This is a genomic window from Streptomyces adustus (genome assembly GCF_009377175.1).
GTDB lineage: Bacteria > Actinomycetota > Actinomycetes > Streptomycetales > Streptomycetaceae > Streptomyces > Streptomyces adustus.
In genome coordinates this window covers 1-8,392 of record NZ_VJZD01000334.1, presented here as the reverse complement: position 1 = coordinate 8,392, position 8,392 = coordinate 1, and the positions used below count along the sequence as shown (strand labels likewise).

At 71.3% G+C, this 8,392-nt stretch carries 8 protein-coding genes; 3 read left to right on the top strand and 5 right to left on the bottom strand.

The genetic code is table 11. The features are described from left to right. Window positions 1-83 precede the first annotated feature (83 nt). Entirely contained in the window at window positions 84-1,232 is a 1,149-nt protein-coding gene (gene hppD, locus FNH09_RS42260) for a 4-hydroxyphenylpyruvate dioxygenase (protein WP_152895165.1), read from the bottom strand. Window positions 1,233-1,356: 124 nt separating this feature from the next. Between hppD and FNH09_RS42255 the strand changes: the two genes are divergently transcribed. From FNH09_RS42255 to FNH09_RS42245, 3 genes are all read left to right on the top strand, one after another. Continuing rightward, window positions 1,357-1,836 (top strand): Lrp/AsnC family transcriptional regulator, encoded by a 480-nt coding sequence (locus FNH09_RS42255; RefSeq protein ID WP_152895164.1) that lies wholly within the window; start codon window positions 1,357-1,359, stop codon window positions 1,834-1,836. A 135-nt stretch (window positions 1,837-1,971) separates the two neighbouring features. Continuing rightward, a complete protein-coding gene (locus tag FNH09_RS42250) occupies window positions 1,972-2,556 on the top strand; it encodes an ArsR/SmtB family transcription factor (protein WP_152895163.1) in 585 nt (194 codons plus the stop codon). Between the two features lie 13 nt (window positions 2,557-2,569). Then, window positions 2,570-2,749, top strand: coding sequence for a hypothetical protein (locus tag FNH09_RS42245; protein WP_152895162.1), 180 nt, complete (start codon window positions 2,570-2,572; stop codon window positions 2,747-2,749). A gap of 27 nt (window positions 2,750-2,776) precedes the next feature. On the opposite strand, the gene FNH09_RS42240 is transcribed toward FNH09_RS42245, so the two are convergent. The 4 genes from FNH09_RS42240 to FNH09_RS42225 all read right to left on the bottom strand — a co-directional run bounded on the left by FNH09_RS42240 (window position 2,777) and on the right by FNH09_RS42225 (window position 8,192). Continuing rightward, a complete protein-coding gene (locus FNH09_RS42240) occupies window positions 2,777-3,568 on the bottom strand; it encodes a S16 family serine protease (RefSeq protein WP_162469918.1) in 792 nt (263 codons plus the stop codon). A 123-nt stretch (window positions 3,569-3,691) separates the two neighbouring features. Beyond that, the gene (locus tag FNH09_RS42235; RefSeq protein ID WP_162469917.1) at window positions 3,692-4,333 is read right to left on the bottom strand and encodes a helix-turn-helix domain-containing protein; all 642 of its coding nucleotides are present in this window, start codon (window positions 4,331-4,333) and stop codon (window positions 3,692-3,694) included. Window positions 4,334-4,663: 330 nt separating this feature from the next. Further along, entirely contained in the window at window positions 4,664-6,478 is a 1,815-nt protein-coding gene (locus FNH09_RS42230; protein WP_162469916.1) for a DEAD/DEAH box helicase family protein, read from the bottom strand. Between the two features lie 280 nt (window positions 6,479-6,758). Next, window positions 6,759-8,192 carry an MFS transporter gene (locus tag FNH09_RS42225; RefSeq protein ID WP_152895161.1) on the bottom strand — a complete coding sequence of 478 codons (1,434 nt, stop codon included), beginning with the start codon at window positions 8,190-8,192 and terminating at the stop codon, window positions 6,759-6,761. Window positions 8,193-8,392: the final 200 nt, after the last annotated feature.

Genomic DNA, 8,392 nt, shown 5'->3' with positions numbered 1-8,392 from the left:
GCGTGCGGGCGGCCGGGGGCGGCAGGCCGGACGGGCCGACCGGGTGCCGGTCGGCCCGTCCTCGCGTGCGGTCGCGGCGGCGGTTACAGGTTGCCGCGCTTCTCCTGCTCGCGCTCGATCGCCTCGAACAGGGCCTTGAAGTTGCCCTTGCCGAAGCCCATCGAGCCGTGCCGCTCGATCATCTCGAAGAAGACCGTCGGACGGTCCTGGACCGGCTTGGTGAAGATCTGGAGCAGGTAGCCGTCCTCGTCGCGGTCGGCCAGGATCTTCAGCTCGCGCAGGGTCTCCACGGGGACACGGGTGTCGCCGACCCACTCGCCGAGGGTGTCGTAGTAGGAGTCGGGGGTGTCCAGGAACTCCACGCCGGCCGCGCGCATCGTCCGCACGGTGCGCACGATGTCGTTCGTGTTGAGCGCGATGTGCTGGACGCCGGCGCCGCCGTAGAACTCCAGGTACTCGTCGATCTGGGACTTCTTCTTGGCGACGGCGGGCTCGTTGATCGGGAACTTGACCTTGAGCGTGCCGTCGGCGACGACCTTCGACATCAGCGCGCTGTACTCGGTCGCGATGTCGTCGCCCACGAACTCCTTCATGTTCGTGAAGCCCATGACCTTGTTGTAGAAGCCGACCCACTCGTTCATCCGGCCGAGCTCGACGTTGCCGACGCAGTGGTCGACGGCCTGGAAGGTGCGCTGGGCGGGCGGCTCGACGATCGGTCCCGCGGCCACGAAGCCGGGCAGGTAGGGGCCGTCGTAGCCGGAGCGGTCCACGAGCGTGTGGCGGGTCTCGCCGTACGTCGCGATCGCGGCCAGGACCACCGTGCCGTTCTCGTCCTTGAGCTCGTAGGGCTCGGCGACCGAGCGGGCGCCCTGCTCGATCGCGTAGGCGTACGCGCGGCGGGCGTCCGGGACCTCGATGGCGAGGTCGACGACACCGTCGCCGTGCTCGGCCACGTGCTGGGCCAGGAACTGGCCCGAGGCGGTGGTGGGCTTGATCACGGAGGTGAAGACGAAGCGGGCCGAGCCGTTCTCCAGCACGTAGCTCGCGGTCTCGCGGTTGCCGTTCTCCGGTCCGGAGTAGGCCACCCGGCGCATGCCGAAGGCGCTGGAGTAGTAGTGCGCGGCCTGCTTGGCGTTGCCCACGGCGAAGACGACCGCGTCCATTCCCTTGACCGGGAAGGGATCGTCCTGCCGGGCGGTCGTGTCGGGAGTGTGGTCTGTGGTCTGGGTCATGGCGGCAGCCTGTCCCGGCCCTGCAAGGTGCGCAATAGTTCGCGTATTCATTGGGCAATCTGTGCAGCAGAATGCCCGTGACGGCGGACTTTCTGTACATGATGACCACCACGGAGGCGCGGGCATGGCGATCGATCGACTGGACGGCCGGATCATCGTGCTGCTGGCCCGTGAGCCGCGTATCGGCGTGCTGGAGATGTCGCGGCGACTGGGGGTCGCGCGCGGGACCGTGCAGGCACGGCTGGACCGGCTCCAGTCCAACGGAGTCATCCGCGGGTTCGGGCCGCAGGTCGATCCGGCGGCCCTCGGCTACCCCGTCACCGCGTTCGCCACCCTCCAGATCAGGCAGGGGCAGGGGGCGGACGTACGGGCCCACCTGGCGACCGTGCCGGAGATGCTGGAGCTGCACACGACCACCGGCGGCGGGGACATGCTGTGCCGGCTGGTGGCCCGCTCCAACGCCGACCTCCAGCGCGTCATCGACCTGGTCGTCGGTTTCGACGGGATCGTCCGGGCCTCGACCGCGATCGTGATGGAGAACGCCGTTCCGCTGCGGATCATCCCGCTGGTGGAACAGGCGGCGGAGGACCGGGACCCGGCCTGACCTGCCCCGACCCGACCCGACCCGACCGGCGAGACACGGGCCGGCGCGGTCGGCACGACGGCACGGCGACATACGGAGAGGCGAGTTGCAAAGAAAGCGTTGCAAGGGATTCTTTGCAGCGCTATCTTTGTACGCATGACGGAGCACGAGGAACGGAAGCGGCGTCAACTCGACGCCCGTTCGCTGCGGGGGCTGGCGCACCCGCTCCGGATGCAGCTGCTGGAGGCCCTGCGGCAGCGCGGTCCGGCGACCGCCTCGCAACTGGCCGAGCGGTTCGGCGAGTCGAGCGGCTCGACCAGCTACCACCTGCGTCAGCTCGCCGCCCACGGCTTCGTCGAGGACGCGCCGCAGCAGGGCAAGGGACGGGAGCGCTGGTGGCAGGCGGTGGACCAGGGACTGTTCCTCGACACCACCGACTTCGACGACGCCGACCCCGAGATACGGGGAGTGGCGGAGGCGTTCCTGCACGAGATGGCGAACATGCACGCCCACGAGCTGTCCTCCTGGCTCGTCACCCGGAACGACTGGTCCAAGGACTGGTCCGACGGCTCCGACATGAGCGACGCGACCCTACGGCTGACACCCGCGCTGGCCGCCGAACTCGTCGCCAAGATGCATGAACTGGTCGATAACTACCGGCAGTTGGGCCGCAACACGGACGACCGGGACACCGAGACGGTACGGATCCACACGCACCTCTTCCCCATCCGCACGGACTGAGAGGAACACCGAGATGCAGCTCGAAAGCCAGCTCGCCGCGCACCACGCCACCGACCTCCGCGACCGGGCCGAGAGCCACCGACTGGCCGCGGAAGCCCGGCGCCCCCGCGAACTCCGTACCCGACTGGGCTGGACCCTCGTCGAGGTCGGGCTGCGCCTGGCCAACCCGCCCAGGCCCGCGTTCGCGCACTGAGACCGGCGAGAGCTCGCGCCCTCTGCCTCAGCAGCTCGGAACCGAGCCCTTGCCCTTCTCCAGCGCCACCAGGGAGCTGATCGCGCCCTTCAGGGTGGTCACCGGAACCAGTCGCAGTCCCGCGGGTCGCTGGGACTTGGCGTCGGCGCACTCGTCCTTCGGCACGAGGAACACCGTGGCCCCGTCCCGCCGCGCGGCCTGCGTCTTCAGCCCCACTCCGCCGACCGCGCCGACCTGGCCGTCGGCGGTGATCGTCCCGGTGCCGGCCACGGTCCGGCCGCCCGTGAGGTCGCCGCCGCTGCCGTTGCCGTCGAGCTTGTCGACGATCCCCAGGGAGAACAGCAGTCCCGCGCTGGGGCCGCCGACGTCGGCGAGCTTCAGCGTGACCTTCACGTTCTTGTCGGTCAGATGGAGATAGCCCAGCGCAGCCTCGGTCGCCGCGTCCTGGGACTGCTTCATCTGCTCGGTGTTGTGCTGCTCGATCTCCTTGGTGTTGCCGCCGCCCGGGTAGACCGCGTCGCGCGGCATGATCGCCCGGTCCTTGGCGAACCAGCCGTCGATCACCTGGCTCAGCGAGACGTCCGTGTCCGGGCCCGTCGCCTCGATGGTCGTCATCCGCAGCTGCCCGCTTGTCCCGCGGACCGGCGCACCGGAGATGGTGATCACCTGGGTGCCCTGGTTCTTGCCGAGGACGTCGGCCGTCATACCGGGCTGCGCGATCGAGAACGGCAGCGGCGCGAAGACCGCCGTGGCGAGCAGGGCCACGACGGGCACGGCGCAGACGGTGAGAGCCTGGAGGCGTGTGAGGCGAGAGAGCACAGGATCAATCTAACGCGGCGGCGCCGACGGACCGGGGGCCGGTCGCTCCCGGCCCTCCCGGACTTCGGCCCCGCCGCACAGCGCCGCGGTCCCCGCCTCGGCCCAACGCCTCGGAGCGACGCCTCAGCGCAGCGCCTCCGCGACCTCCCGGGCCGCGTCGACCACGCGCGGCCCGACCCGCTCCGGCACCGCGTCCGCGAGCATCACCACACCCACGCTGCCTTCGACACCGGTCACGCCCAGCAGCGGCGCGGCCGCGCCGCTCGCCCCGGCCTCCAGCTCGCCGTGCGTCAGGATGCACCCCGGCTCCTCCGAGGTCTGCTGCCGGGCGGAGAGGATCGCCTTGCCCGCGGCCCCGCGCTCCAGCGGATGCCGGAACCCGGCCCGGTAGGCCACGTGATAGTCCGTCCACGTCGGCTCGACCACGGCCACGGCCAGCGCCTCCGACCCGTCCACCAGGGTGAGGTGCGCCGTGGCGCCGATGTCCTCGGCCAGCGCCCGCAGGGCGGGCAACGCAGCCTCCCGGACCAGCGGATGCACCTGGCGGCCCAGCCGCAGCACACCCAGCCCGACCCGGGCTCGCCCGCCCAGGTCCCGTCGTACGAGCGCGTGCTGTTCCAGGGTGGCGAGCAGCCGGTACACAACGGTCCGGTTGACGCCCAGTTTGTTGGAGAGTTCGGTGACGGTCAGCCCGTGGTCGGTGTCGGCCAGCAGTTTGAGGACTCTCAGTCCCCGGTCGAGCGTCTGGGAGGTCTCCGCGGTCACGACGCCCACTCCTTAGGTGGTGAGGCCGGCGACCCCTCGCGGCGGATGCGTCATGGAGTCCCGTCCACGACGCGCTTCAGAGGCCGCCGATCGGCAGGACGGCCCGGCAGGTCCGGGCACGGTCGCTTCACGGCTGCGCTCCGCGGCGGCGCTGCCACGGGGCGTGTGCGTAGCGGGACAGTAGCGAAGCCGGTTCGCTCAGCGGAAGGCTCCGTCCAGAATCCGGTCACCGACCGGTGGGGACTAGCTGTCTTTGTCCCGGTACGTACGGCGCATTGCGCACCGCGCGCGCTCCACCACGCGGCCCGACCACGCCCGCCCGGCCCGGCCTCAGCGCATCCGGGTGGCCCACTCCTGCATCTTGGCGATCCGCTGCCGCAGCTGCCCGGCCGTCGCCTCGGCGCTCGCCGGTCCGCCGCACACGCGCCGCAGCTCGGTGTGGATCACCCCGTGCGGCTTGCCGCTCTGGTGGACGTACGCGCTGACCATCGTGTTGAGCTGCTTGCGCAGCTCCATCATCTCCTTGTGGGAGACGACCGGTCGCCGCTCGGCGGGCAGTTCGAGCAGATCGGCCTGGTCGTCCGGCTTGCGGCGGCTGTGCGCGATCTGCCGGGCCTGCCGCTTCTGGAGCAGCAACTGCACCTGGTCCGGCTCCAGCAGACCCGGGATGCCGAGGTAGTCCTGCTCCTCCGCGCTGCCCGGGTGGGCCTGCATGCCGAACTCGGCGCCGTCGTACAGGACCCGGTCGAAGACGGCCTCGGACTCCAGCGCCTCGAAGGAGAACTGCTCCTGCTCGCCGGTGTCCTCGTCCTGCTCCTTGTTCGCCTCGTCCATCTCCTTCTCGGACTCGGCGTAAGGGTCCTCCTCGCCCTCCTTCTTCGGCTTGTCGAGGGCGTGGTCGCGCTCGACCTCCATCTCGTTGGCGAAGGTGAGCAGGTCGGGGACGGTCGGCAGGAAGACGGACGCGGTCTCGCCGCGCCGCCGGGACCGCACGAAACGCCCCACGGCCTGGGCGAAGAACAGCGGGGTGGAGATGGTGGTGGCGTACACGCCGACCGCCAGCCGCGGTACGTCGACGCCCTCGGACACCATGCGGACGGCGACCATCCAGCGGTCGGTGCTCGCGCTGAAGTCGTCGATCCGCTTCGAGGCGCCGGTGTCGTCGGACAGGACGAGCGTCGCCTTCGTCCCGGTGATCTCGCGGATCAGCTTGGCGTAGGCGCGCGCGGAGTCCTGGTCGGAGGCGATCACCAGGGCGCCCGCGTCCGGGATGCCCTTCCTGACCTCGGTGAGCCGCTGGTCGGCGGCGCGCAGCACGCTGGGCATCCACTCGCCGCGCGGGTCGAGCGCGGTGCGCCAGGCCTGCGAGACGGCGTCCTTGGTCATCGGCTCGCCGAGCCGGGCGGCGATCTCGTCGCCCGCCTTCGTCCGCCAGCGCATGTTGCCGCTGTAGGAGAGGAAGATGACCGGCCGCACGACGTGGTCGGCGAGCGCGTTGCCGTAGCCGTACGTGTAGTCGGCCGAGGAGCGCCGGATCCCGTCGTTGCCCTCCTCGTACGTCACGAAGGGGATGGGGTTGGTGTCGGACCGGAACGGCGTACCGGTCAGCGCGAGCCGCCTGGTGGCCGGCTCGAACGCCTCCAGGCAGGCCTCGCCCCAGGACTTGGAGTCGCCGGCGTGGTGGATCTCGTCCAGGATGACCAGCGTCTTGCGCTGCTCGGACCGGTTGCGGTGCAGCATGGGCCGCACCCCGACACCGGCGTAGGTGACGGCGACGCCGTGGTACTCCCTGCTGAGCGGACCCGCGCTGTACTCGGGATCCAGCTTGATCCCTATCCGCGCGGCCGCCTCCGCCCACTGCTTCTTCAGATGCTCGGTCGGCGCGACCACCGTCACCTGCTGCACGACGTGGTGGTGCAGCAGCCAGGAGGCCAGCGTCAGCGCGAAGGTCGTCTTGCCGGCGCCGGGGGTGGCGACGGCGAGGAAGTCACGCGGCTGCTCCTGGACGTACTTCTCCATCGCCCCCTGCTGCCAGGCACGCAGCTTGCTGGCGGTGCCCCAGGGGGCACGGCCCGGGAAGGCCGGTGAGAGGTGGTGCGAGTGCGACGAACTCGACGAGCTGGAGGTGGCGGCGGCAGTAGTCACGGTCTCCGGGTGGGGGTCGATGCGGCTCGGCTACGTATGACAACCGGGCCACCCTACCGGCGGCCCGACCTCGACGAAGCGTGGACAAGCCCGCGTCACCGCCGGTTGGGACCCACCTCACAGTCCCCACGGTCAACCCGGCGCCGTCGCCCGGCCCGAGATCACGCCGATGACCAGGATGTACGTCATCTCCGTTGATACGGCCCCGAGATCGCCACCGGGACCGGGGCGAGAAAGGTCACGCTTTGCGCGCCGACGGCCGTCGGCGCGCGGGCTCACGTCACCGCTCCCGCAGCCGCGTGGTCACCCAGGCCCCCAGCAGCGCCACCGCCGCCATCGGCAGGAACACGGCGGCGAAGGCCGCCGGGCGGGCCCCGGTGGCGTCGGCGACGGAGCCGCCGCCGAGTGCGGCGAAGGCGGCACCGCCGGCCGCGAGCAGCAGGGAACTGGAGAGGCCGTCGGAGATCTGGAGGGCGGCGGAGTTGGCGCCCGCCTCCTCGGGGGCGGAGAGCTGGAGCAGCAGCACGCCGGTGGAGGAGATCACCGGACCCAGGCCGAGGCAGCCGAACGCCCAGACGACAGCGACGGTCCAGACGGGCACGGAGTGGATCAGCACGCTGGGAACCACGGCGACGGCGGCCACGACCAGCACCATGCCGACCGTCGTCAGCCGCTCCCGGTACGGCTCCATCCTCGGCCGGGACTGCACCCACGAACCCAGCGCCCAGGTCACGCCGCCCGCCGCCAGGGAGAACCCGGCCGCCGTCGGCGACAGCCCCCGCTGGGTGACGAGCATCAGCGGTACGAAGGACTCGGCGGCGACGAAGGAACCGGCCGCCAGCCCGCGCAGCAGCACGACCGAGGGCAGTCCCCTGGCCGCCCGCCAGGTGCCGTGCGGCAGCAGGCCGAGGACGGCGGGCACGAGCAGCACGGCGCCCGCGGCGGCCGGGAGCAGCGAGCCGGGGCGCGGGTCCTGGGCGGCGTACTGGACCAGCCCGGCGCCCACGGAGATCGCGAGGGCGAGCCGGATCCGGCGCCGGTCGAAGGCCGCCACCTCCCCGCTCACGGGACCCGCGGCGCGCCGCCGGATCTGCGGCAGCGCTAGCGCCAGCGGGAAGACGACCAGCACGGGGATCCCGAGGAACACCCACCGCCAGCCGAGCTGCTCGGTCACCGCCCCGGCGGCGAGCGGTCCGACCACCGACGGCACGACCCAGCTCGCGGCGAACGCCGCCATGATCGCCGGGCGCAGCCGGGGCGGATAGGCGCGGCCGACGATGACGTACAGCGCGACGATCACCAGTCCGCCGCCCAGCCCCTGCACGGCCCGCCCCGCGATGAACGGCCACATCGCCTGCGCCGTGCCGGACATCACCAACCCTGCCGCGAAGGCGGCGATTCCGCTGGTCAGCGCGCCCAGCGGCCCCTTGCGGTCGGACCACTGCCCGGCGAGCACCATCCCCAGCAGGCTGGTCGTGAAGTACCCGGAGAACGCGAACGCGTACAGCGACACCCCGTCCAGATCCCGCGCGGCCACCGGCATCGCGGTGGCGACGGCGGTCGCCTCGAAGGCGATGAGCAGCACGACGGACACCATCCCGATGCTGAGCGCCCGATAGGACCGGCTCAGCACGGTGCTCTCGTCACCCTCGGCGTCCGGCGGGGTGTGAGCGAGGTCTGCGACAGCGGTGTCGCGTGATTCCAGGGCGGTCATGGTCGACAGAGTAAGGTCCTCGACCGAGTTTGACACCTGTCGGGTGGTTGGGACAGGTCTGAGACCTTGGTCCTACGCCCGCCGCTCCCCGCGCGACCCCGTGCCGCACCCCGCCCGGAAGCCCCGTTCGCACCTGTCCGGAACCCCGTTCATGAACGGCGTATGGCAGTCGTATTGCAGCCCCGGCGTCTCCCTTGAGC